The organism is Cupriavidus sp. USMAA2-4 (assembly GCF_001854305.1).
Classification (GTDB): domain Bacteria; phylum Pseudomonadota; class Gammaproteobacteria; order Burkholderiales; family Burkholderiaceae; genus Cupriavidus; species Cupriavidus malaysiensis.
This window is the reverse complement of record NZ_CP017748.1, coordinates 652,771-678,025: the sequence shown is the minus strand read 5'-3', so window position 1 is coordinate 678,025 and position 25,255 is coordinate 652,771. Positions and strand designations below refer to the sequence as shown.

Here is a 25,255-nt window from a genome sequence, read left to right as displayed (position 1 = left end):
ATCAGCGCGCGGCCATGCAGGTGGCCATGCGTTGGCGAAGTTGCGTTTCCCAGCCGGTCAGTTCCCCCCGCGTCCAAGGCCAGCGGAGTCCGGGCATGGCCTCGATCGGCATGAAATAGACACAGCCGCTGGGCGGGCTGTGTTCCGTCTTGAGTTCGCCGGCGGCACGCAAGACTTCGAGGGCGGACAGCACTGCGGCTGGCTTGGTGTTCAGTACTCGGGCGAGGTTGTTGGCGCTATAGCGGCCCCCGCGGCGTAGCTGGAGATACTCTCGTACCGTCTGGATCAGCTTGGGATCTGGAGAAATGGCGCGGCGGCGGGTCATGGCGTCTCCTGTGTCCAGCGTGTGACGAGGTCGGGCGGGATGGCCTGGAATACCTCGGCAAAGGGCTTGCCTGCGAGGTGCTCGGCCTGACGAAGCAGCAGCGAGACGGGGCTGCTCGGCTCATGGTTCTCGAACCATTCGCGCGCAGCGCGGACCTGCACGACGGCGGCCTCGCGGCCGGTTGGCACGTCGGAGGCGTTCTGCGGGAGGTCGGTGGCAATGCCCGTGTCGAGCGAGCCAAGCGGCGGCGAGGGCAAGTGCGTGGGGGCGGAAGTGCCAAAGGAAGATTCGTCGCACAAGGTGGCAGGCTGCGCCAACTCCGGATTACCGACGAGGTGCAGCAAGCGGAGCAGCGGACTGAGGTCGGGCGCATCGCCCGGCAGGCTTGCCTCGCACCAACGCTGGACGGACTGTGCCAGCGCGCAAGCCTGGTCCAGCGCCGCAATCGTTGCCAGACCCTGCTGCCGGTAGGCTTCCAGCTGTTGCCTGACGGCATCGGGCGCCAGTGCGTCGTGCGGACGCGGGGCGCCCAGCGCGCGCTCGATGTCCCGAATTTGAAGGCGCGTGGTGGCGTTGCCGCCAAGGCTGATTTCGCGCACATCGGACAGCAAGCCTTCCAGGTCGGTGAGTGCTGCGAGTGCATTGGCGCGCAGGGCGGGATCCTGCTCGCCGTCCACCTCGAGCTGCGGATGAATCTGGGCTGGATAGGCTGTCAGCAAGGCGCACAGCAGGGCCAGGCCATCGCGCAGTCCTTCGGCTTGCTCCAGCCGCGTGCGGCAACGCAGGAAGAGCGTCAGCAGGCGGATATCCTTGCTGCGCAACAGCAGCCGCTGGCAGTCACGTTCCAGTTCCGTCCAGTTCAGTGGATCGGCTGGCGCGACGAAGTTCCCATACTGCGCTGATTCGCGTGGAGCGGCTTTAGCCATGAGTACCACGAATTCGGGATCGTATTCGAGGTCGCGGCCGCAAGGAACTGCAGCATCCACCGGCAATGCCAGGTTTGCGAACCGTATCTTGGCAGCAGGCACTGACTTGGGTGACTTGGTCCTTGCCTTCATCGTTGTTCCATGGCTGATCGGGTGACGTATTGTTCGGGCTGGAAGACCATCCCTGAGATAGGGCGGCTGGCGTCCGACTCACCGAGCCAGGTGGACCAGCCCAGTTGCTCCTGCGCGCCGAGCACGGCAGGCGGTGCGGCGTTCGGCCGAACCTGCAGTTCGACTTCCCATTCGAATTCAAAGCCGACGAAGCTGCGTACCCAATCGACCAGCACCGGCAGGTCCCGGCCCTTGGGCGTGAAGTCGAGGTACTGTTGCAGGTCCAGCGGGCCGATCACCAGCCGGAACCGGTGCTGACGGTCGGGCACCGACTCGCCCAGCAACGCGCCTTGGCCCATGATGCTCGCTGCGCCGGGGCGGCCTAGGTGGCTGTGCTCGGCCGGATCCAGGGCGATCCAGTGCAGCACGAATTCGTCCAGCCGCACCGGGACGCCGAAGAAGTGGGCGAGCGCGCCGACGATGCCGTCCGGGTTGCGCGATTCGCGCACGTGGTGGGCGCTGGCAGCCAGGCGCGCATGCGGCGGCAGCGGACTGCTGCCGATTTCACCGGCCTCGTGGCCGGCGAGCCAGCCGATATAGCGGGAGAACACTTCCTCGCCTTCCCGGTCGAGGCCGGCGGTCGCCTGCGAGCCTGCCCAGGCGCGATAGAACTGTGTCAACGCCCGGTGGTGGAAGAGATCGAGAAAGGCGGCGATCGTATCGTCGCGGTGTGCTGCGCTACGCTCGCGCACGATCTCCGTCATGTGTAGCGGGAGCGCGCCATTGGGACCGAGCATACCGAGCCCGAACAACTGAATACGCAACCCGTTCTCACCCGCCTCCAGCTTTGCGATTTCCCGCGGTGCGAAGGTGAGGGCAGCGGTCTGTCCGATGCGGAACGGTTCCGCTTGCGGACGTGATGCGCGGCCGACTGGAGGCAAGTCCGGATGGCGCGCCGAGAGGCCGCGCAGCAGGCCGAGGAAACTCAGTTTCCACGGCGCCACACCCGCATAGTGGCTGGTGGCGTTGTGCGTGGGCCTGGCCGGCGGGCCGATGTCATCGGGACCTTGGAACATGGTTAGAAGGCGCTGCGGCCCCCCATGCGCGGCGCCCAGCGGTGAATCAGGCCGCGCTCCATCGCGTACAGCTCCGTTTCCGTGAAGGCATTGACCGAGACGTGGCGTGCTAGAAAATGCTCGATCACCACGCCGAACAGGTAGGGGCTGATCCCGGAGAACCCGCTTTCATCCACGGTTAGCTGGCACTGGATGCCCCGGCCATAGAGAATCGGACCGTTTCCCGGCAGGCGCCGCGTGACGGGCAATACACGCGAGCCGATGAGGCTTTCGATCTGCCGTTGCTGGGCGGTGTCGTCGCTGGCCACGAACAGCCGCAACATACTGCGCAGACCCTGGCCGCCCTCGCGATGATCCAGATCCGTGAGCGACAGATAGTTGAAGCCCAGCTGCCGGATCAGCCGCCAGGCCATCTCGCCTTCGGCAAAGGGCGCGCGCGGCGCCGATGGCGGACGGATCAGACTGACCCCGGCGACGGGGATGGAGTCGGGCGAGCGGAGATCGTTGAGTCCGTCGCGTGGTATCAAATTCGGCAGGTCCCGGTTCGTGACCATGGCCTCTACCGACAGGTAATGCAGATCGTTGGAGTAGGGGGCCTCGTTCTGGTCCACCAGTGAGACAAAGACCTCGGTGCCGGTATAGGGCGTGCGCGTGCCGTACTTGCGCGCGTGATTGGAGAGGAGCCGCCGCTCGCGCCGCACAGAGAAATACCGGCCGTGGTTGCCCTCGTCGCTGTTGAGCGTGGCAAAGAGGGGGCGAAAATCGATCGGAGTGCTGTGCTCGTGCGCCTGCCCGGACAGACCCTGGACGGAGAAGATCTCGTAGTCGAGCGGGCGGCGACGGTCCGCCACCAGATGGAATTCCGTGCGTCCGGGATCGATTTCCATCCGATCGGTGCGCATTGGGAAGAGGTTGACGACGGGCGTGCAGAAGAGCGCGAACTGCGCAGCATCGACCTGGCTGGCAAGGGTGCCCGGCGGCTTCGAGAGCAGCACGACAAGCTCCGCCTCCCGGCTATCCACCTTGGCCAGTCCAGGCCGGAGCCCGTTGAGGCCGAAGAAGAAGAAGCGCTGCGGGCAGGCAAAGTACTCATGCACCAGGTTATGGCCGTGGAACTTGTTCCAGGCCAGCGGCAGTGCGCTCTCGTCAGGTGCCATACCGACATAGCCGACGGCGTTGGTCGTGACCGCGCTGGGTCGCTCGCTCATCGCCCCGGGCTTGCCGATGAGGATGGCGCTGCCAGCGCTGTGCAGCAGTTCAAACAGGTGCGTTGCGACCTGGTCCTGACCGCTCAGGTGGACCGGCAGGCAATCGAGGCCAGTCAGCTGCGCAAAGGTAATGTCGCGGTTGAGCCGCAGGCGGATCCGTAATGCTCCTTGCACGCTCACATGGGCTGGCACATACCGTTCCAGTCCCTGGATGTCCGGCGGAATCCCGGTGAGCCGCGCCTCGGCAATCTCGATGGGCCAGAGGGAAAGTGGTTGCGTGGTGCGGAATTGGCACTGAGTGGATTCGCCGGCAGGTGCCCGGGCAAGGAGCGAGGTGCCACGCGGCACCGCGACGCCACGTACGAGGTCGCCTTCCCTGTGGCTTGGATGAAACCGCGCGACCGCGATGGCAGGTGTGGGTGCGATGTAGTTCGGATAGACGACCTCAAGCAGCCGCTGGGTGAAGCGAGGGAACTCCGCATCCAGTTTGATCTGGGTGCGGGCCGACAGGAAGCAGAAGGCCTCGATCAGGCGTTCGACATAGGGGTCGGCGACCTCGATGCCATGCATGCCCAGGCGCCTGGCGACCTTGGGGTGCTGCCGCGCGAATTCGCCGGCAAGCTCGCCCATGTAGACGAGTTCCCGGTTGTAGTAGTCGAGCAGTTGAGGGTCCATGGCGTCAGTGAGCGCTAAGCGACTGGAGTTGTATCCGGCTGGTTTCGAGATCCAGCGAGCTTTGTGCGGTGAATGCCATGGGGTACGGGTCCATGTGGATGAGCCCGCGGATCTCGAACAGCAGCACGTTGTAGCGGTGAGGGGCGTCTTCCTTCATCAGCGGCCGGACCTTGAGGGAGCCCGGTATCAGCCGCGGCTCGAAGTCTTCGATCGCGCGTTGCACGATGCCGATGATGTCGTCCCACTTGTGCTCGGATAGATAACTGCCCGCCACCGGTGGAACGCCGTAGTTCAGCGTCGAACTGGCGGCCTCGGGATACCGCTCGCGGTCGATCTCGTCCTCGCGGTTGGTGGTGTTGAGCAGGTAGGTGAGGTCGCGCTGGATGATCTCGCGCATCTGCGCACGGGTCACGGTGAATTCGCCTGGCCCCTCCGATTGACGCAGTGGCGCATCGTCGCGAAGGCGATCGAAGAGCGTGGGAAGCAACTGCGCATTGGGCCGGCGTGGCGTGCGGGGATTACTCATGGCCGTTTTCGCTTATCGTCAACGTTGTCACTTCGAGCAGGCCGATATCGCCGGCATTGGTCATCCAAGTCTTCTGGCCGGAAGCGATGACCCCGGTTTGGCCAATCTCGGTCCACCGGGTTTCCCGTGCGAGGCGGATGGCGTCACTGCCTTGCTCGGAGCCTGGATAGCGCACGGGTATGAATCCGCGGACAACCACTCCATCGGCGAGGGTCAGCGTGGCCGGGCGCCAGATCAGATCGAGCAGGCGGGCTACCGGATCCATCTCGAGTTTGCGTAGTTGAGCAAATGGCAGCCAGGCATAGCGGCGGGCCGCGACAATCTCACAGGCAGGACCAAGGCGGGTGTCGCTGTCGGTGATCCAGTCAAAACGGGCGCCATCATGGTGGCCGGAGGAAACCGTCACCACGGACAATGCCAGATGGCGGTCGCGGTCGGCGCCGTCAATGTCACCCGCTGCGGCCGACGCCAGTGCCGCGCGCAGGTGCCCCATCCACGCTGGCGCGGGCAGCAACGCGCCAGGTTCGCGCACTCCCTTGAATACCTCCAGGCGGAAGACCTCGGCACGAATCAGATCGCGATAAACGTGTGAGGTCTGTACAAAATCGGGCGTCAATTGGGCGACAACCTGCAGTTGCTTGAGGGCGCGCGGCCAGTCTCCCACTACGCAGAGCCACTGGAACAACTGCCAGCGAGCCGGGAATGCGGCGGGCTGCCGGCGTACCAAAGCCTCTGCCGTCGCCAGGGTTTCGGTGATAGAGCCCATCTGCCGGAGAATAGCCGCGAGACCGGTGCCGCCACGTTCGCTGGACGCGGTATCAGGCGTCATGGCCGGGCGCCTGCGCTGGCGCCGGACGATAGGCGCTGTCCATCGAGACGAGGTGGTGCTCGCGGCGGCTAAGGGGCGAGGCGACATCGCGCACTCGGGTGGGGACGATGCCGCCCGCAAAGAGGCGTAGTACGTCTGGTGCCGGCGCTGCCGCAAAGAGCGCGAGACCATCGAGGTCGTCGAGGGGCTCGCTCAGGCCGCTGATGCTTGCGGGGCCTTCCAGCAGTTCGAGCAGGCTGCGCTTGTCGTGCCCTGTGGGTTCCCGGGAGGGACGCGGATCGGGACCCGACCCAGTTGGCGCGGGTTCGTGCAGCGCTGCGACGGTCGCCGTGTGCATGCTCACGTAGTTCGGGTCCTGCAGTACTGACTCGGCTTCGTACATGAGCAGCTCCAGGATGTCCACAGACTCGGCCGGCTCGGAACGCGCTGGCCCGGTGCACCTCGGGCCGGCGGCGGGATCCAGCAGTGAGAATGGACTGTTCTCATCTGCCAGGGAAGAGCCAACCAAATGCCAGAGATCGCCTTCGCCGGCGGAAGTCTGTCCGGGGCCGCCGCCTTCCATCGATGGCTTTTCCAAGTCGCACATATTCGTCTTTTTCAACATGCTCGTCCGTTCTAAGCTTTGGCTTCCCTGGATGCGGATAGTAATCGCAAATCATGGAATGGCAAAAGAAAAATAGCCATTGTGAGTCGTCAATAAGATTTTGGTCGGATAAATCTTATATTTATCTAGGTTAACTCCCGCTTTTTATGCGGAAATCTCCATCTCTGCCTTGATATCTTCTGGTTTTTCTACTGGGTTGAAAATTTGCGAGGCGGAACTGGAATTCTGCGGAGGCTTGGTTGAAACGGCGTAGCGTATTGTCTATTCAAGAGATGCATGAAATCGACGTGCTGTCGGTTGCGGGGAGACTGCAAGGAAATTCGACAGGACGCTTTTCTCAGGATGATTGCGTGTCGATTGCTTTTCCACTAGCCTAAAAAAGAAGAATTGATGTTGCGCTTCAACGGGCAATAGCAATGGCCCATTCAGAAAAGACGAAAGGCATCGGATGGATATCTCGCGTCAGGCGCTGTTTGGCCGACTCAATCCCACGCTGTTCAAGGCGATCGAAAGTGCAACGGTCTTCTGCAAGCTGCGTGGCAACCCCTATGTGGAACTGGTGCACTGGCTGCACCAGTTGCTGCAGGCACCGGATGGCGATCTGCAGCGAGTGCTTCGAGATGCGGGGGGCGACTCGCAGGCTCTCGATGCGGATCTCGCACGGGCGCTGGCGGCATTGCCTTCCGGCGCGACTTCGATCAGTGATTTCTCATTTCAACTCGAGTCCGCGATCGAGCGGGCCTGGGTCTATGCGACGCTGGCGTTCGCCGATGACCGTGTGCGCGGCGCTTACCTGCTGACCGCCCTGCTCAAGACGCCGGAACTGCGCCGCACGGTACTCGGCATCTCCCGGCAGTTCGCCAAGGTGCGCGCAGACGATCTGGTCGCCAGCATTCCTGCACTGGTCGCCCAATCTCCGGAAAGCCGGGAAGCCGCCTACGATGGCAGCGGCCTGGCGCCGGCCGTGCCAGGCGAGGCGAGCGGCTCTCTGGCGCCTGCGGGGCCTGGCAAAGGCGCGCTGAGGCAGTACTGCCGGGATCTGACCGAGGAGGCAAGGGCGGGCCGGCTGGATCCGGTGATCGGACGCGAAGACGAGATCCGTACGATGACGGATATCCTGCTGCGCCGTCGGCAGAACAATCCGCTCTTGACAGGGGAGGCGGGGGTGGGCAAGACCGCTGTGATCGAAGGGCTTGCGCAAGCCATTGCCGCCGGAGACGTGCCACCGAGCCTGAAGGAAGTCCGCCTGCTGAGTCTCGACGTCGGCGCATTGCTGGCCGGCGCCAGCATGAAGGGCGAATTCGAGGCGCGCCTGAAGGGAGTACTCGAGGAAGCCGCCAGATCCCCCACACCCGTCATCCTGTTCGTCGACGAGGTGCATACACTGGTCGGCGCCGGTGGGCAGGCGGGGACCGGCGATGCGGCCAACCTGCTCAAGCCTGTCCTGGCCCGTGGCGCGCTGCGCACCATCGGAGCGACCACTTGGAGCGAGTACAAGCGCCATATTGAGAAAGATCCGGCGCTGACCCGCCGCTTTCAAGTCCTGCAGGTGATGGAGCCACAGGAAGCCAACGCGATCGCCATGGTGCGCGGCCTCGTGAACACGTTCGAGATGCACCATCAAGTGCTGATCCGCGACGAAGCCGTGCGCGCTGCGGTCAAGTTTTCGCATCGGTATATCCCGTCGCGCCAGCTTCCGGACAAGGCTATCAGCCTGCTCGACACGGCTTGCGCGCGCGTTGCGCTGTCTCTGCACGCGCCACCGGCTATGGTGGAGCATCTACGCCAGAAGCTGGCCGCGGTCAATGTCGAAGCGGATCTTCTTGCCAAGGACGCTCGATTCGGTAAGGGAGATCAGTCCCGACTTGCGGAGGTCGACAACGCGATCCGACGGACCGAGGCCGAGCTTTCCCGAGCGGAGGGACGCTGGCAACGGGAAAGGGAATTGGCGATCGCCATCCTTGGCCACCGGAAAGTGATCGCCAGCACGCCAACGGCACAAGAGGGTGGTTCAGGCGCCGAGGTACTGAGAGACCTGGAGGCATCGCTGCGCGTTGCGCAAGACGGTGCCGTGCTGGTCCGCACCGAAGTCGATGAGGCCGTCGTGGCTGCAATCGTGGCCGACTGGACTGGCATTCCGGTCGCGCGCATGGTAGCCGATGAGGTCGCGACTGTGATGGCTCTGCCGCAGACGCTCGGCGAGCGGGTCATCGGCCAGGAGCATGCACTGGAGCAACTGGGTGAGCGGATCCAGACGGCCCGTGCGCAATTGACGGACCCCGACAAGCCTGTCGGCGTCTTCCTGCTGGTGGGGCCTTCCGGTGTCGGCAAGACCGAAACAGCACTGGCGCTGGCCGACACTCTCTATGGCGGTGAGCAGAACCTGATCACCATCAACCTCTCGGAATTCCAGCAATCCCATACGGTTTCGACGCTCAAGGGTGCCCCTCCCGGCTATGTCGGCTACGGCGAAGGGGGCGTCCTGACCGAGGCGGTCCGGCGCCGACCCTACAGTGTTGTGCTGCTCGATGAGGTCGAGAAGGCGCACCCGGATGTGCACGAGGTCTTCTACCAGGTCTTCGACAAGGGATACATGGAAGACGGGGAAGGGCGCTACATCGATTTCCGCAACACGATCCTGCTGCTGACCAGCAATGCGGGTTCGGATCTGCTGGCCAGCCTTTGCGACGATCCGGCGTTGATCCCGGAGCCGGCGGCGCTGCGCGATGCGCTGATGCCGGAGTTGCGCAAAGTGTTCCCTGCCGCGTTCCTTGGCCGCCTGGTGGTTGTGCCCTACCTGCCGTTGGCCGACGACAGGCTCGCTCGTATCGTTCGTCTGCATCTGGATCGGGTCGTATCGCGCATGCGCGAGCAACACGGCATCGCGCTGACCTACGGCGAGGCGGTCGTGTCGCACATTGTGCGGTCCTGCCCGGTTGGCGAGACCGGCGCTCGGCAACTGATCAGTTATATCGAACTGGTCATCCAACCACAACTCGCCAGACTCTGGCTCTCCGCGCTGTCAGACGGGCGCCAATTGGCCGCGATCGAGGTCAGGCACGACAGCGAAGCATCGCTCGGGCTGGCCTATCACACCGAATACCGTGCCGGCTGCGATGTCGTCGTGCCGGAGATTCCCGAAGCCAAAACGGCGTGATGCCGTGCGGCACATCCATGCAACCCGTTGGGGAGGATCATGTCTGTTGTGAACAGTTCGCAGAAATTCATCGCGCGCAACCGTGCGCCGCGCGTGCAGATTGAGTACGACGTCGAGGTGTACGGCTCGGAGAAGCGCATCGAGCTGCCATTTGTCATGGGGGTCCTGGCCGATCTGTCCGGAACGCCAGCGGAGCCGCTACCGCCGGTAGCCGATCGAAAGTTCCTGGAAGTCGACATCAATAACTTCGATGAGCGCATGAAGGCCATGAAGCCGCGCGCGGCATTCGCCGTGTCCAACACCCTGACGGGCGAGGGGCAACTGATGGTCGACATGACGTTCGAGAGCATCGAGGACTTCTCGCCGGCGGCGGTTGCCGGCAAGGTCGATGCGCTCAGGAAGCTCCTCGAAGCCCGCACGCAGCTCGCCAACCTGCAGACCTATATGGATGGCAAGTCCGGTGCCGAATCGCTGATCAACCAACTGTTGCAGGACCCGGCACTGCTGCAGGCGCTGGCCAAGGCGCCGAAGCCCAAGACCTCCGATGGCGAAAGCGACGCCGCCTATTCCTGACTGAGGCGGTGCCTCGCCCTAGTGACCCATTCCATTGATCGAGCTATCCATGGCTTCCGCACAATCCAAGCAACAAGCGACCGCCACCGGCGCTGACCAGTCCGACTTCGCGGCGTTGATCAATCGCGAGTTTTCCCCGAAGACCGATCAGGCTCGCGAGGCGGTCGATCTCGCGGTGAAGACGCTGGCCGAGCAGGCGCTGGCGTCCAGCTTCACGATGAGCGACGACGCCTACAAGAGCATCGAAGCCATCATCGGCGCAATCGACAAGAAGCTCTCGGCACAAATCAACCTGATCCTGCATCACGAAGATTTCCAGAAGCTGGAGTCGGCGTGGCGCGGTCTGCATCACCTGGTCTCGAACACCGAGACCGATGACAAGCTGCGTATCCGTGTCATGGATGTGTCCAAGGAGGAACTGCGCCGCACGCTGCGCCGCTACAAGGGCATCGGCTGGGACCAGAGCCCGTTCTTCAAGCGCATCTACGAAGAGGAGTACGGCCAGCTGGGCGGCGAGCCCTATGGCTGTCTGGTGGCGGACTACTACTTCGATCACACACCGCCCGACGTGGAACTGCTCGGCTCGCTCGCCAAGATTTCGGCCGCTGCGCACGCCCCGTTCATTGCCGGCGCCTCCCCGTCGGTGCTACAGATGGATTCGTGGCAGGAACTGGCCAATCCGCGCGACTTGTCGAAGATCTTCCAGAACCTGGAGTATGCGCCTTGGAACAGCCTGCGCAATTCTGAGGATGCGCGCTACGTAGGCCTGGCCATGCCGCGCTTCCTGTCGCGCCTGCCCTATGGCATCAAGACAAATCCGGTCGATGAATTCGATTTCGAGGAGGATACCGACGGTGCCGATCACCGCAAGTACACGTGGAGCAACGCAGCCTACGCCATGGCGGTCAACATCAACCGGTCGTTCAAGCTGTATGGCTGGTGCACGCTGATCCGTGGTGTGGAGAGTGGCGGCGTAGTGGAAGACCTGCCATGCCACACCTTCCCGACCGATGACGGTGGGGTGGACATGAAGTGCCCGACCGAGATTGCCATCTCCGACCGTCGCGAAGCGGAGCTTTCCAAGAATGGCTTCATCTCGCTGGTGCACCGCAAGAACACCGACTATGCCGCCTTCATCGGCGCACAGTCGTTGCAGCGGCCGGCGGAGTACTACGACGCGGATGCCACCGCCAATGCCAACCTGTCGGCCCGCCTGCCGTACCTGTTCGCTTGCTCGCGCTTTGCACACTATCTCAAGTGCATCGTGCGCGACAAGATCGGTGCGTTCAAGGAACGCGAGGACATGCAGCGCTGGTTGAACGAATGGATCATGAACTACGTGGACGCGGATCCTGCCAACTCGTCGCAGGAGACCAAGGCGCGTCGCCCGCTGGCCGCAGCCGAGGTGGTGGTGGAGGAGACCGAAGGGAATCCTGGTTACTACAGCGCCAAGTTCTTCCTGCGCCCCCACTTCCAGCTTGAGGGCCTGACCGTGTCGCTGCGTCTGGTGGCACGCCTGCCGTCCGTCAAGGATGCCGCCTAAACAGTGTCGGAGCCCTGAATCCAACCGGTAGTTCCACAGCGGCGCACCGCCTTCCCCGCCCCCCGCATCTTGGGGAGCGGGCGGCGCTGTGGCCCTTGTCTGCAGTATCCAAACCAGAAGGAGTTATGCAATGGCACAGGACATCTTCCTGAAGATCAATGGCATCGACGGTGAGTCACAGGACTCGTCGCACAAGAACGAGATCGAAGTGCTGGCCTGGGACTGGAGCATCGAACAGCAATCCACCATGCATGCGGGCAGCGGTGGCGGTGCCGGCAAGGCAACCGTGTCCGATATGTCGTTCGAGCACTTCATCGACCGTGCCTCGCCCAACCTGATGAAGTACTGCCTGACCGGCAAGCACATCAACGAAGCCGTGCTGGTAGTGCGCAAGGCCGGCGGCAATCCGCTCGAGTACCTGAAGCTCACCATGACCGATGTGATCGTCACCAAGGTGGCGCCGCGGGGTTCGGTGGAGGACGAAGTGCGGATGCGCGAGAAGGTGGCGCTGTCGTTCTCCAAGGTCAAGCAGGAGTATGTGGTGCAGAACGCCCAGGGCGGAAGCGGCGGAGCCGTGACCGCGGGCTATGACATCAAGGGCAACAAAGAGGCCTGATCGATGTCCCTGCCGCGGCCTTTTGCCAGTGCGCTGCGGCAGGGTGTCGAAGGCTAGGTGTTCGAAGCGTTCGCAACGTGGGAGAAACAATGGGTGCCTCGTTCCATCTGTCCGGCTCGGGCGGTCGCACGGTCACGCTCAAGGGCGATGGCTTGCCGGAGCTGCTTGGACAGCCGGCGCTGACCGTGGTGCGCGTCGAGGGTCACGAGGATCTCTGCGAACTCTTCGAATACCGCGTCACCCTCAAGACGCCGGACAGCCTGAATGAACTGTTCGGTCCGGCCGCCAATCTGGACATGCCAGGCCTGCAGGGACGGGAGTTGACCATCCGGATCGAGCTGGATGGGATGGGTACTGGCATGACTGGTCGCGTTGGCGCCGGCGTTCGTGAAATCACCGGGCTGGTCACGCAGGTGGAAGGGCCGTCCAGCGAAGGACGGTCGCTGGCGTACACGCTGACGTTGCGGCCGTGGCTCTTCCTTGCCTCGCTTACTTCCGACTACCGGGTGTTCCAGCAGAAGACGGTGGTCGAGATTCTGGATGAACTGTTGGCCGACTATACGTTCCCAGTGGAAAGGCGCCTCGACGTGGCGCGCTACCCCAAACGGGAATATCAGGTCCAGTACGGCGAGACTGACTACACCTTCTTCAAGCGGCTTACGGAAGAGTGGGGTATTGCCTTCTTCTTCGAGCATTCGCAAGGCCGTCATCGGCTGGTGCTGAGCGATGGCAACGGGGCCTTCCGCAAGCCGCGATGCCCGGCGTATCACACCGTGCGGTGGCATGATTCCGTCGGCCGCATCGACGAAGAGCACATCTTCGAGTTTGCGACTATCGACAAGCTGGTGTCCGGCGCATGGGTGTCGAACGACTATGACTTCGGCAGGCCGCGGGCGAACCTGAGCGTTGGCACGCGGGACCCGCGCGATACGGCCCATGCCGACGGGGAGATCTACCAGTGGCCAGGCGATCACGCCCAGCCGGCGACGGGAAGCGATCCATGGCGGGAGGGAGACATGCTCTCCCGCATCCGCATCGAGGCGCTGCGCCAGAGCGGCAACCGCGCCGCCGGCAAGGGAAACCTGCGAGGTCTGGCAGCCGGCAATACCTTCAGGCTGACACATCACCCGCAGAAGCTGGCCAACATCGAATACCTGGCCTATGCCACGAGCCTGACGCTGGAAGATGTCGCTGAAGAGTCTGGACAGGGCCAGCACTGGCAGTGCGAGCTGGCCTTCGAGGTTCAGACGGCCAAGGAGATTTTCCGGCCGCTGCGGGAGGTGCCGAAGCCCCGCACCCACGGGCCGCAGACCGCTACCGTGGTCGGCCCGGAGAATCAGCAGCTATGGGTCGATGAGTACGGGCGTGTCAAGGTGCAGTTCCACTGGGACCGGGTCGGCCAGCGCAACGAGAATAGTTCGTGCTGGATCCGGCAGTCGTCGGCCTGGCAGGGCGACCAGTTCGGCGCAAGCCATCTCCCCCGTATCGGGCAGGAGGTCATCGTCGATTTCCTCGGGGGCGATCCGGACTGCCCGATCATCACGGGCCGGGTGCCCAATCGCGAGACCATGGCGCCGTGGACGCTGCCGAGCCAGCATGCCTTGTCCGGGTTTCGCAGCAAGGAGCTGTTCGGAGAGCGCCACAACACCTTTCTGCAGGACGACACCCAGGGGCAGATCCAGACACAGATCGGCAGCGACCACCAGGCAACGCTGCTGAGCCTCGGCTATATCACGCGGGTGCCGAACGCCGAGGGACGCAAGGAAAAGCGCGGGGAAGGGTATGAATTGCGCACCGACGGCTGGGGTGTGCTGCGCGCGGCCAAGGGCATGCTGGTCACGACGGAAGCGCGGCCTGGGGCACAGGCCCACCACAAGGACCTGGGCGAGACCGTGCAGCGGCTCGCCGGCGGCGGCGATGCGCAGCAAGCGCTGGGGGATGCCGCGCAGCACCAGCAGGCGCAGGCGGGCGAGCAGCTCGATGTGGCGAAGGCGCTAGCAGCACAGAACGACGCGATTCGCGGCAGTGGCGAACAAGGGGAACTCAGCGCCCCGCACCTGGTGCTGGCCAGCCCGGCGGGGATTGGCGCGACGACCGCGGAGACGACACACCTGCACAGCGGCCGGCATACCGCCATCACCAGTGGAGAGCACCTATCGATCGCCACCGGGAAGAGTCTACTCGGTTGCTTTGCGGAACGCGCGGTGCTGTTCGCACGGCAACTCGGCATGCGCTTGTTCGCGGCTAAGGGCAAGATCGAATTGCAGGCGCAGTCCGATGATATCGAGATCATCGCGCAGAAGGTGCTCAAGTTGATCAGTGTCACGGACCAGATCGAGATCAGTGCCAGGAAGGAGATCCTGGTCAACGCTGGAGGCAGCTACATCCGCCTCCATGCGGGCGGTATCGAGCAGGGGACGAATGGCAGTTGGAAGGCGCATGCCAGCTCGCATGGGCTCCCCGGTCCGAAGATCTTGGCGCAATCCCTACCACCCATGCCGCAAGGGCTGCAAGGCAGTTACGACCAAGCTTTCGTTGCGACCTGGGCCGGAACAAGGTTCCCGGCGTCGCAGGTTGGCTATCGCCTGCGTGATGCCGGCGGAAAGGTCATTGCCGAGGGTCTTACTGGCGAGAACGGGGAGACCGCGTTGTTGCAAAGCCAGGTTCCGGATGGCGTGACCGTGGAACTCTTCGACAAGCGAGGGAAGACGGCATGAGCGAGGGAAAAGAGAATTCGCTTGGCAGCGGTGACGCCATCTACACCCCGGCGAGCTGGCAGGGGCGAGCCCAGGTACGGGTATCGTCCTGCGACAAGATGGTTCCCCCGGCAACGGACAAGATCATAGGCCAGTGCATCTACTACTACCGGCCGGTCCATCCCGAGATTGTCGAGAAGAGTGGCGTCACGACCTGGGAAGCCGTGAAGGCATGGCTGACCGCATGGGACCCGTGGGACGACCAGGATGTTGTCAGGAGACTGCTGCAGAACCGTGATGTCCTGATCCAGCCGTCCAGCGATTCGCCGCTGTGGTCGCGCGGAACGAACTTCATGATGCGGCACATTGGCTGCGGGCATCAGCTGCCGAAGTACTACGTGGGGTATGGGTACTACTACTGCTCGAATTATGGGGAGAAGCTGTATCCGCGGTTGACAGCCAAGGGGAAGACTTGGCTTGTGGATGCAAGGAGAAACTTGCAGAAGAACATGGAGCTTGGCTTGGCGCAGAACATGATGGGAGATGTCATCTTGATTCCGTGCCGATTCAATAAGCGTCGTGGCTTCAGAATACAAGCCAAGCGGTTGGAGCTCGAACTGAATGGCGAAGATTTCAAGGCGTTCGCATTTAAGACCCACGTTCCTGCGTACTTGGACGGAGGATTAGCGGATCTTCCTCCGGACGATCTTCTGAGAATCGGTGGCCAGCCGAATACCGAAGAGTGGCTCGACGGGGCTACATGGGAGCAGGCCATTGATAGTGGGGCAGATGTCGGGAGGCACAAGTTGAATCAACCACGACAGACCATCAAGGAATCAGGGGAGGCGCTTGTGCGGGTGATTCAAGGCCTTCTGGCTGAAATGCAATGAGTCGCCGCTGGCTGGTCGGATTCGCTATTTTCGGGGTGCTGCTCGGCATCATTGGATATGGATGTGGGGGAACTTGGATGTGGACGAATCGTGCAACGGTACTACGCCATGACAAGCCGTACGGTGGTGCGGATTTTCGGGTGAAAGGCAATCAGCTACTCTGGCTGAAGGTCTCCCCGCCTCTTGATACTCTCAAGCCCCGTAGCGAATGGAGAGATCCGATGATCGCGGAGCCCACGGAACCGTGGATGAACAACGTACACGAGACACTGAACCGCTACACAGTTCGCTTCTTCACCGGGAGCTTCGAGCAGGATCTGACCAAGCGCTTCGAGCAGTTTGGCCAGAACGCGACTTGGTGGGTCAGCCCGGATTGGAAAGTGATCTATATCGCCACCGAATGGACCGATTACAAGCAGGGCAACGGACCCGACGGCTATGGTGTGACGCTCCACAAACTCTGGAAGAGCACTGACGGTGGCATGACATGGAGGCGCCTCGCTTGGCCCGAGGTGAACAATATCGGTCAGTTGTCTTTTCTGGATGCCGATCGCGGCTACGCGATCGGCTGGGGCCCTCGCATCTGGCGTACGGCGGACGGTGGAGAACACTGGGAAGAGGTCAAGGCACCTGCGCTCGCATACGAAGTGGATTCCGAGCGGACTCGTGCGGCGCAAATGAGCGCAAGAGCAGATGTGCGGCCGATCAAGGGGACGCGCTTTGAATTGACGGCGGCATCCCTGGAGAAAAACGGAGTACTGTTTTTTGCCTTCTTCTCACCGGAGCCATATCGCGGACAGAAGGCAGTGAGCCTGGTGTACGCGCTCCGTTGGGAGGACCCAGCGGACATCTTTGCGCGTGCCGATGAGCCCCGTGGCCCGGAGATCGTCATTCCCGAGGCGACTGTGGTGGATGTGTTGTGGGTCCGGGGCGGAGAACGGGGGCCGCGAGGCAATGCGCTGTACCTGCTGACGGAGCAGGACCTGCCGCACAACCATGACATTCCCCATGACACGGATCGTGCGCGTCCGGCTGGCGTCTGGCGGTGGACGGGTGAGCGTGCGACACACCTGAAGACATTCGATGACGATATCCGGCCCGACGCGCTCTACGTGGGCAAGGACGGCTTGCTCTTGATCGACGCGAGCAGCAGCAGGAATGAACACGATATTGCGCTCGTCAGCCGGGACGGCGGCGAAAGCTGGACAAGGCAGGACGAAGGGCCGGGCGCAGCCGGTGGACATTTTGAGAACGGTGGCACCACCAAGTGGCGCTACTTCGGCTATTCGCTGTTGAGCCGTGAGATTCACTGAATGCGATGGGAATCGGGAGAAGACGGTGCCTCTAAAGGATACGGACCGCATTGTGTGGGAAGGGGATTGAGAGTATGAGTCTAGGCATCATCACAGTTGGAGACCGCACCGATCACGGCGGCAAGGTGATCAGTGGCTCGCCGACGCATACGATCGGCGGCAAGCCGATCGCGCGCCTGCACGACCTGGTGGATTGTCCGCTGAAGTATCCGAACGGCCGTCCTCACGGCGTCAACAAGATCATCGAGGCTCACCCGACCTTTACAGTCGGCGGGATAGCGGTGGCGGTTGAAGGTTGCCGTACGGAATGCGGCTGCAGACTGATGGCGTGCGGCAGCGCCTCCGTGGGAGATTGAGCATGCATGAATGGCGCCGGCCCGCCGCAGCGCTTCTGTCGCTGCCGGTTCTGCTTCTTGCCGCATGTACAGTGCCCCCGTCAACCACCCCGAAAGAGCAGATCAAGCTTGACTTGGCTGTCAGTGCTGGCGCGGCGGTCAATCCGGATGACCAGGACAGGGCATCGCCGGTTCTCGTGCGTGTCTACGAACTCAAGACCGAATCCACGTTTCAGGGCGCGGATTACTTCTCGCTCGACAAGAACGATAAGACGGTTCTCACCCAGGACATGCTGGCTCGCGACGAGTTCATCCTGCGTCCCGGTGAGTCGAGAGACATCGAGCGGAAGCTGAATCGTGACACGACCACGCTGGGCATCCTGGTCGGTTACCGGGATCTTGCCAAGGCGACCTGGCGTACCGTCTACAAGCTGCCGCCGGCACCCGAAGTGGCGTGGTACCGCGCCGTGGTGCCGGCACGCAAGGTCAAGCTCCAGGTCGTTCTCGACCAGCAATCGATAACCGTATCCCAACCCGACTGATTCATGAGCTGGTATAACAAGGTCGTCTGGAGCGAAGGGCTCTTCCTTCGCCCCCAACTGTTCCAGCAGCAAGAGCGCTATCTGGAGCATTTTGCTCACAAGCGTGCCGCAGCGTTGAGCCCGTTCTTCTGGGGTTTCCATCATTTTGCGGTGGATACGGAGGCCCTCGCTTTGGGAAAGCTGGTGGTGTCCGGGGCTGCCGGCATCTTCCAGGATGGCACGCCATTCGACGCGCCGGCCCATGCCAAGCTGCCCGCTCCGTTGGCACTGCGCCATGAGCACCTGAACCAGACCATCTTCCTGGCTGTGCCCATTCGAACCCCGAATGCGGAAGAGACCAACTTCGAGGACGCGCCTGATTCTCTGGCCCGCTTTCGCAGCTTCGAAGAAGAGCTGCTCGACGCCAATTCGATTGCCCAGGGGCCGAAGCTGGTGCAACTGGGCGACCTGCGCTTGCGGCTGCTTCCAGCGCGGGAGCTGACCCAGTCCTGGCTCGGACTGCCGCTGGCCAGGGTCAGCGAGATCCGTGCGGACGGCAGCGCCCGCCTGGACCCGGCACTGATCCCGCCCGTCAACGTCTATACCGCCAGCGCGCTGCTACATACCTGGCTTGGCGAGATCCACGGTCTGCTGCGTCTGCGCGCGACCGCGATGGCCGAGCGGCTGGCGGCTTCGAGCACCCGTGGCGGAGACTCCGCGGAAGTCTCGGAATATCTGATCCTGCAATTGCTGAACCGCTGTGAGCCGATCCTGACGCACATGCTGGAAGCCAAGGCAGCGTCGCCGGAAGCGCTTTACGTTGAGCTGACGGCGCTGGCGGGTGAGCTTTCCACGTTCGTGCGCACGGCGACGCGTCGCCCGAACACCTACGATGCTTACCGGCACGACGAGCCCCACACCTGCATCAAGCCGGTGGTGGACGACCTGCGCTTCCTGCTGAACGTCGTGCTTGAGCGCAGCGCACAACGCTTCGAGTTGCGAGACCAGTCTCATGGCATTCGCGTGGCGGTGCTGGATCCGGCGGAGTTTGACCGTTTTGGGACGTTCGTGCTCGCGGTGGGGGCGCAGATGCCGGCGGATGTGCTGCAGAAGCGCTTTCCGGCGCAAGCAAAAGCGGGGCCGTCCGAACGCTTGGGCGAGCTGATCCGTTCCCACCTGCCGGGGATTCCCCTGCACGCGATGCCGGTTCCGCCGCGACAGATTCCCTTCCATGCCGGGCAGGTTTACTTCGAATTCGCGAAGGACCATCCGCTGTGGGGCCAGGTGCAGCGCAATGGCGGTTTGGCCTTGCATGTGGCCGGGACTTTTCCCGAATTGCGACTTGAACTGTGGGGCGTGCGCGGCTGATGGAAAAGACCATGAACGACGAAAATACCGGTACCACCGTTGCCACAGAGCCGGGGGGGCTTGGCAATGCCGCGCTGAATGCTCCGTCCGGCCGCGCCCCGCGGGCGGCCGCGCCAGCCAGACGCACCGCATGGCGCTGGATGACTCCTGAAACGCAGGAGCAGCGTGCCGAGCGTATCGCAAAGGCAGACAATCCGCTGTTGGCTGCGGCGCAGCCTTTGCTGCGCGCGCTGGCTGACCTGCCAGCGGACCTCCGTCACGCCGCCACGGCGACCGATGCACTCAAGCGCCTCCTGATGGAGGAAATCCGCCAGTTCCAGGCCGTTTGCGAGCGAGCCAATATTCGTCGCGAGCATGTGCTGGCCGCCCGCTACACCCTCTGCACGGCGTTGGACGAGGCGGCGAACGCCACATATTGGGGCCGTGAATACAACTGGGCCACGCAGAGCCTGCTGATCCAATGCCACCAGGAGAATGATGGCGGAGAGAAGGTCTTTCAGGTGCTGGGCAGGTTGGTGAATTCGCCGCAGGAGCATATAGACGTCATCCAGGTGATCTTCCAGACCCTGTGCCTGGGCTTTCAGGGCCGCTATGGCAAACGGCCCGATGGGGATCGTGAACTTGCCGCTATCCGTCAACGTCTGCTAAGCCTGATTACCTCGGCGCGGGGAAGCGTGCCACAGGATCTGTCGCCGCACTGGCGTGGCGAGCCGGCTGGCAAGTTGAAGCTGATGCGCTCAGTGCCGGTGTGGGTCACCGCCTGTGTGCTGACCCTGACCTTGTTCGGGATGTTTGCGTGGTTCAAGTACCAGTTGCTGCTGCGCTCGCACGATCTCGAGCAGCAGATTCTGGCGATTGGCCGTGCCACGCCGCCCGAGCCGCCAAAGGCGCTGCGGCTTGCAGAGCTGCTCAAGGAGGAGATCGCGAGAGGCGTCGTCAGCGTCAAGGAGGACAGTGTGCACAGCGAAGTCACTTTCCGAGGCGACGACATGTTCGGCGCCGGGCAGGTGGAGGTGAGCGACAGGGTCCTGCCTGTGTTGGACAAGGTGGCGAGCGAGATCAACAAGGTGACGGGCAAGGTGACCGTGATCGGTCATACCGACAATGTGCCGATCAAGACGGCCAGGTTTCCGTCGAACCAGGCGCTTTCCGAAGAACGGGCCACCACGGTGATCGAGTATCTGGCCGGCAAGGGCGTGGCCAAGGGCCGCCTGGAGGCAATCGGCAAGGGCGACAGCGAGCCGCTCGGGCCAAACACGACTGCGGCTGAGCGCTCCAGGAACCGGCGCGTGGAAATCGTGGTAACGCAATCATAGAGAAGAACGGTATGAATTTCCTGAAACGTTGTGCTGCCGTACTGTTCTCGCGTCAGATGCTGATCTTCGTGGCGCTGCTCGTGGTGGGGCTCGCTATCTGGTTCATCGGGCCCCTGCTGGGTTTCAACGGGATGCATCCCCTCGCCGGTGCCGGCATCCGGGTCGCTGCGATCGTTCTGTTGCTGGCCCTGGCGCTGTTCATCACTCTCAAATGGTCGCTCGCAGCGATCGCGGTGGCCGTGCTATGCCTGCTGGTCTGGTATGCCGGGCCGCTGCTCGCGTTCGGGGCGTCGCATCCGCTGGCTTCGGCAACCGTCCGGGTGGTTATCATCGCAGTACTGATCTTCATGGTGATCGCCTATGAGACGTATCAGTTCCTGCGACGGGCACAGGCCGGTGGGACAGCGCTGGAGAAGATTCTCAACTTCGGTCGGAAGCGCCCGGAGGTAGTGGCCGAGGACCGTATCGCCAAGGTGGACAAGGCTGTCCAGAGTGCGTTGAATCAACTGAAGAGCATGCGGTCGGGTGGCGGCTCGATGCGCCTTCTCGACGACCGGCGCTACCTCTATGAACTGCCTTGGTACATGATCCTCGGCGTTGCCGGTGCCGGCAAGACCACAGCCCTGCTCAACGCAGGGCTGCAGTTTCCGCTGCCGGAGCAGATGAACGAGGCGGCCAAGGCGCGCAAGGCCACCGATCACGCCGACTGGTGGTTCACCAATGAGGCCGTTCTCATTGATGCCGCGGGCCGTTACACGAATCATGAGCAGGACCAGAGGATGGACGCCGCGGAATGGTCGGGGTTCCTCGGCCTGCTGCGAAAATACCGCAGCCGAGCCCCCATCAATGGTGTCGTCCTGACCATCAGCGTCGAGGATCTGTTGACCCAGACGCCGCAGGCACGTGTTGCGGAGGCTGCCAGTTTGCGTGCCCGCCTGGTGGAACTGCGTGAGGATTTGGGCATCCGTTTTCCCGTCTATGTGCTGGTCACCAAGATGGACCAGCTAGCAGGATTTGCTGAATACTTTCAGGACTTGAGCAGCGAAGGCCGTGCCCGGCCCTGGGGCTTTACGTTTCCGCTTCGCGAAAAGAAGCGTAAGCGCGGGGAAGCCACGGTGCCATTCGAGCAGCGGTGCCGCGAGGAAATGGAGCTGCTGATCAAGCGCGTACGGCACGGGCTAGATACGCGCCTGGAGGAGGAATGCGGCAAGACACCGGACAAAGCACTGTTCGGGTTGCCGGAGGACATGGAAAGCCTGACGGGGTCGCTCGTCGACCTGCTCTCGCAGATATTTCTTGGCTCGCGTTTTGATCGCACCGAACGCACATCCATGCTGCGTGGAGTCTATTTCACCAGTGCGGCCCAGTCAGGGGCGCGCGTCATCGCCAGCCATGCGACGGTTCTGGAGAGCCATGATCGCGATCAGGCAGCGTTAGACAGCGGATCCGGGGAGGGCGAGTCCGAGCCCTATCCCACGGCCGCGAGCGAGGCTGCGGGCGTTCCGAGTCTGGCGGCCGTCAGCGGCAACCGAAGTTACTTTCTTGAGGATGTGTTCAAGCAGATCATCATCCCCGAGGCGCATCTGGTGAAGCCGAACCTGCGCTGGGAATTCCGCTTCCGGCTCCTGCGCAGGCTCGGACACGCTCTGGTGGTGGTCGTCTTCCTGTGGCTGGCTGCGGCCCTCTGCACCAGCTTCGGTCACAATGGCAGCTATGTGGAGGTGGTGCGGGGAAGAGCAAAGGCCCTGGCTGCGACGGTGAGTGAGTTCTACAAGAAGCCGCAGCCGGTTGCCATGCCGGATGTGCTGGCCGCCGCTCAGGATCTGCCGGCATATACCGGGCTGGACCTGTCCGCGCCAACGATGGACTGGCGCTACGGCCTCTACAGCGTGCCGCCGGTAGCGGACGCCGCGCGGCAGACCCATACGAAGCTGGAGGACCACTTGCTGGTCCCGTACCTGGTACGCCGCGTCGAATCGGTGCTGGTGGAGGCGGTGAATTCACGGGATACGAAGCAGACCTACGATACCTTGCGCGTTTACCTGATGCTGCATGACAAGGACAAGTTCAACGCGTCCGATGTGCGTAGCTGGGTGCAGAGCGATTGGGCCATCGGAAATGGCGGCGACGCTTTCGGCGGAAGGGTGGCGGTCCTCGAGCACCTGAACAACCTGCTGGGCGGGGCCCGTCCGGTGCAGTCTCCCTATGCCAGGAATGAGGCCTTGATTCGCACTGCCCGGGACTTGCTCGACGGCAGCACTTCCATCGAGCGGCTGTATGAGCGGGCGAAGGCCGCCATGATGGAGGAGGCACCGCACGATTTCACACTCGTGCGGGCCGTTGGCCCACAGGCAGGAATGGTCTTTACCCTGGCGAGCGGCGAACCGCTGGAGCGCGGCATTCCCGGGCTGTTCACCTATGCGGGCTATCACGAATTGTTCAATGCTCGCCTGCCCGAGTTCCTGGGCAAGGCGCAGGCCATTGACGCATGGGTGATGGGGCGCGGAACCGGCCTGGGCGCTCAAAAAAAAACGCTTGATGCCGCGGCCACTGGCAAGCTGAACGGCAACGATCCTCTGACGCGCGAGATTCGGCGCCTTTATCTGCTTGAGTATGCTAAGCGATGGGAAACGTATTTGTCCGACATCCGGACCGTGACTGGGAACAATCTGGCCTTCGATCTGGAGATCCTGCGTAACTTCGCGGCACCAGACTCACCGCTGGCAAGGCTTGGTCGCGCAGCGGTACGCGAGACCTCGCTGAGCCAGCCGGCTGACCCGGTGGACAAGTCGCTGGCCGACAAGGCGCTCGCAGTCCTGGATAAGGCGACCGACAAGGTCGGCGGCTTGAGCGCCAGGAGCGAAGCACGCCAGGAGCGTGAACTGTTGGACAGCCGCTTTGCAGCACTTCGGGAAGTCGTCACCGGACAGGCGGATGCGTCTTCGCCAGCCGGACAGGGGGCGAGCGGCAAAGCGCAACTCGATGTCATTGCCGGCATGGTCAATGCGTACTACACCACCTTGGTGGTGGCCAACAACGCTCTGAATACACGCAATCTGCCGCCGCCTGCGGAGGCCGGCGCGCAACTGCGCATGGAGGCGGAAAAGCTACCGGCGCCCTTTAAGGCAGTGCTCGCCGATCTGGTGGTGCAGGGGGCCCGCGACGTGAACAAGGGCATCGGAGATATCCTGATCGCCCAGATGGATGCCGTCATTGGCGAGAGTTGCCGCAGCGCCATCGATGGTAAGTATCCATTCACGCCGACCTCGATGCAGGATGTCGATCCGGACGATTTTGCGCGGGTCTTCTCCACCGGCGGCGTGCTGGACGATTTCTTCCAGAAGGTGTTGGCTCCGCATGTGGATTCCGCGACCTCGCCCTGGCGCTACAAGCTGACTGCGCCTGACGTGCCGCCGATCGCCGGACCGAGCCTGGTGCCGTTTCAGCGCGCCAAGGAAATCCGGGAGGTATTCTTCCGCGAATCGGGCGCGAAGAAGATGGCCTGGAAGGTCGACCTGAAAGTCGTCGAGCTCGATCCCGAAATCGTCGAGCTGAACATGGATTTCGACGGGCAGAGCCAGCGCTACGTACACGGCCCTGTCATTCCGCTCAAAGTGACATGGCCTGGCCCACGCGGCGGGCAGGGGGTGGAAATAACGGCCAGTCCGCGCATTCGGCCGGATACCTCGACGCTCTCTGCCGATGGCCCGTGGGCTTTGCTGCGGGTCATTGCCAAAGGAAAGCTCGCCGGCTCAGCCACGGCTAGCCATTTCCTTGCCGAATATGATTTCGATGGGCGCAAAGCCAAGCTCGACATCAACACCGGCAGCCTTGCCAATCCATGGACCACGGGTTTGTTGCAGGGCTTCCAATGTCCAGGAAGATCAGGATGATCTCCGTGCCGTCGATCTTCGGCAAACTGCCGGATTCGGGCGCCTTCATCTGCCACAATGCGCCGCTGCATCAGGTAAAAGCGTGGCGCACCTGGTTCGAGCCTGGGGACGCCGGCGCATCGAGAGCGATGCCCGGGGCGTCCGTTGACGGCCACCGGCCCCACTGGCTACATTTGACGCCACCCAGCCTGGTGAGAGATTCCGGGCTGTGCGCGGGCGAGCCTTGCTATTTCATCCTGCGCCCACATGGGCTGCGGTTTCCGAGTGATGCGGACTACCTGATTGGTATCGTGACGGCTTCCCGCGACCGGGTCGGCCGGCGCTATTCACTGGTGGTCTGGCAGGCGGCCAGCGCCAAATGGGCTGAGCTCATGCTTGCTGCACCGGCGAACTGGCTGACGGATCTGGCGCAAGTGGTCCACGACCACGCTCGCCTGCCGGGCCCCACGGGTTTGAACGGCATGGTGGATGCGCTGTGGGCCAATTACCGGCCGGGCTGGCGGGACCGTTTGAGCGCAGTACTCAAGCGGCTGGCGGATTCCCGCGATGAGGCGGCTTCGGGCGACTTGCCGGGCGAACCGCTGGCCGGGCTGGTCGATGTGCGGCGTGACTGGCCGCCAACACTGCTGCGCGGCGGCAGCCACGGAAGCGTCTGGCAGGCAAATACGGGGCGTGCAATTGACATTGATTGCGTGTCTTCGCTTCGGCGATTGCTTGCCGATCTCTAGACTCTCCACTAGTCTTTGGGCCTGCA

20 protein-coding genes are annotated in these 25,255 nt (G+C 62.9%); 13 read left to right on the top strand and 7 right to left on the bottom strand.

Features of this window, described 5'->3' with window-relative positions; genetic code table 11:
* Position 1: 1 nt before the first annotated feature.
* Genes BKK79_RS02940 through BKK79_RS02910 form a run of 7 tightly spaced genes read right to left on the bottom strand, consistent with a single transcriptional unit; the run spans position 2 to position 6,280 of the window.
* On the bottom strand, positions 2-325 hold the full coding sequence (locus BKK79_RS02940) for a hypothetical protein (RefSeq protein ID WP_071037066.1): 324 nt from the start codon (positions 323-325) through the stop codon (positions 2-4).
* Positions 322-1,383 (bottom strand): type VI secretion system protein TssA, encoded by a 1,062-nt coding sequence (locus tag BKK79_RS02935; protein WP_071037065.1) that lies wholly within the window; start codon positions 1,381-1,383, stop codon positions 322-324. Before BKK79_RS02935 ends, BKK79_RS02940 begins: the two co-directional genes overlap by 4 nt.
* Complete coding sequence (gene tssG / locus BKK79_RS02930) at positions 1,380-2,438, bottom strand: type VI secretion system baseplate subunit TssG (RefSeq protein WP_071037064.1); 1,059 nt, start codon at positions 2,436-2,438, stop codon at positions 1,380-1,382. Before tssG ends, BKK79_RS02935 begins: the two co-directional genes overlap by 4 nt.
* A gap of 2 nt (positions 2,439-2,440) precedes the next feature.
* Positions 2,441-4,321 (bottom strand): type VI secretion system baseplate subunit TssF, encoded by a 1,881-nt coding sequence (tssF, locus tag BKK79_RS02925; RefSeq protein WP_071037063.1) that lies wholly within the window; start codon positions 4,319-4,321, stop codon positions 2,441-2,443.
* A 4-nt stretch (positions 4,322-4,325) separates the two neighbouring features.
* On the bottom strand, positions 4,326-4,847 hold the full coding sequence (gene tssE, locus BKK79_RS02920) for a type VI secretion system baseplate subunit TssE (RefSeq protein WP_071037062.1): 522 nt from the start codon (positions 4,845-4,847) through the stop codon (positions 4,326-4,328).
* Positions 4,840-5,676, bottom strand: coding sequence for a type VI secretion system accessory protein TagJ (locus BKK79_RS02915; protein ID WP_071037061.1), 837 nt, complete (start codon positions 5,674-5,676; stop codon positions 4,840-4,842). The genes tssE and BKK79_RS02915 overlap by 8 nt, the downstream gene beginning before the upstream one ends.
* Entirely contained in the window at positions 5,666-6,280 is a 615-nt protein-coding gene (locus BKK79_RS02910) for a TagK domain-containing protein (RefSeq protein WP_157128378.1), read from the bottom strand. The genes BKK79_RS02915 and BKK79_RS02910 overlap by 11 nt, the downstream gene beginning before the upstream one ends.
* 448 nt (positions 6,281-6,728) lie before the next feature.
* Between BKK79_RS02910 and tssH the strand changes: the two genes are divergently transcribed.
* From tssH to BKK79_RS02845, 13 genes are all read left to right on the top strand, one after another.
* Positions 6,729-9,437 carry a type VI secretion system ATPase TssH gene (tssH, locus tag BKK79_RS02905; protein ID WP_071037059.1) on the top strand — a complete coding sequence of 903 codons (2,709 nt, stop codon included), beginning with the start codon at positions 6,729-6,731 and terminating at the stop codon, positions 9,435-9,437.
* A 39-nt stretch (positions 9,438-9,476) separates the two neighbouring features.
* Complete coding sequence (gene tssB / locus BKK79_RS02900) at positions 9,477-10,010, top strand: type VI secretion system contractile sheath small subunit (RefSeq protein ID WP_071037058.1); 534 nt, start codon at positions 9,477-9,479, stop codon at positions 10,008-10,010.
* Positions 10,011-10,059: 49 nt separating this feature from the next.
* Positions 10,060-11,553: a type VI secretion system contractile sheath large subunit gene (tssC, locus tag BKK79_RS02895; RefSeq protein WP_071037057.1), complete on the top strand. Its 1,494-nt coding sequence runs from the start codon at positions 10,060-10,062 to the stop codon at positions 11,551-11,553.
* Positions 11,554-11,683: 130 nt separating this feature from the next.
* A complete protein-coding gene (locus tag BKK79_RS02890) occupies positions 11,684-12,169 on the top strand; it encodes an Hcp family type VI secretion system effector (RefSeq protein WP_071037056.1) in 486 nt (161 codons plus the stop codon).
* Positions 12,170-12,258: 89 nt separating this feature from the next.
* Positions 12,259-14,886, top strand: coding sequence for a type VI secretion system Vgr family protein (locus tag BKK79_RS02885; RefSeq protein ID WP_071037055.1), 2,628 nt, complete (start codon positions 12,259-12,261; stop codon positions 14,884-14,886).
* A complete protein-coding gene (locus BKK79_RS02880) occupies positions 14,883-15,755 on the top strand; it encodes a hypothetical protein (RefSeq protein ID WP_071037054.1) in 873 nt (290 codons plus the stop codon). The genes BKK79_RS02885 and BKK79_RS02880 overlap by 4 nt, the downstream gene beginning before the upstream one ends.
* Before the next feature lie 248 nt (positions 15,756-16,003).
* A complete protein-coding gene (locus BKK79_RS02875; protein ID WP_157128377.1) occupies positions 16,004-17,068 on the top strand; it encodes a WD40/YVTN/BNR-like repeat-containing protein in 1,065 nt (354 codons plus the stop codon).
* Positions 17,069-17,142: 74 nt separating this feature from the next.
* On the top strand, positions 17,143-17,424 hold the full coding sequence (locus BKK79_RS02870; RefSeq protein WP_071037052.1) for a PAAR domain-containing protein: 282 nt from the start codon (positions 17,143-17,145) through the stop codon (positions 17,422-17,424).
* Positions 17,425-17,426: 2 nt separating this feature from the next.
* Complete coding sequence (gene tssJ / locus BKK79_RS02865; protein WP_071037051.1) at positions 17,427-17,945, top strand: type VI secretion system lipoprotein TssJ; 519 nt, start codon at positions 17,427-17,429, stop codon at positions 17,943-17,945.
* Positions 17,946-17,948: 3 nt separating this feature from the next.
* Positions 17,949-19,292: a type VI secretion system baseplate subunit TssK gene (gene tssK / locus BKK79_RS02860; protein ID WP_071037050.1), complete on the top strand. Its 1,344-nt coding sequence runs from the start codon at positions 17,949-17,951 to the stop codon at positions 19,290-19,292.
* A gap of 11 nt (positions 19,293-19,303) precedes the next feature.
* Positions 19,304-20,608 (top strand): type VI secretion system protein TssL, long form, encoded by a 1,305-nt coding sequence (gene tssL / locus BKK79_RS02855; protein ID WP_071037049.1) that lies wholly within the window; start codon positions 19,304-19,306, stop codon positions 20,606-20,608.
* A gap of 11 nt (positions 20,609-20,619) precedes the next feature.
* Complete coding sequence (gene tssM / locus BKK79_RS02850; RefSeq protein WP_071037048.1) at positions 20,620-24,501, top strand: type VI secretion system membrane subunit TssM; 3,882 nt, start codon at positions 20,620-20,622, stop codon at positions 24,499-24,501.
* A complete protein-coding gene (locus tag BKK79_RS02845; RefSeq protein ID WP_157903199.1) occupies positions 24,480-25,229 on the top strand; it encodes a TagF domain-containing protein in 750 nt (249 codons plus the stop codon). The genes tssM and BKK79_RS02845 overlap by 22 nt, the downstream gene beginning before the upstream one ends.
* The last annotated feature ends 26 nt before the right edge of the window (positions 25,230-25,255 follow it).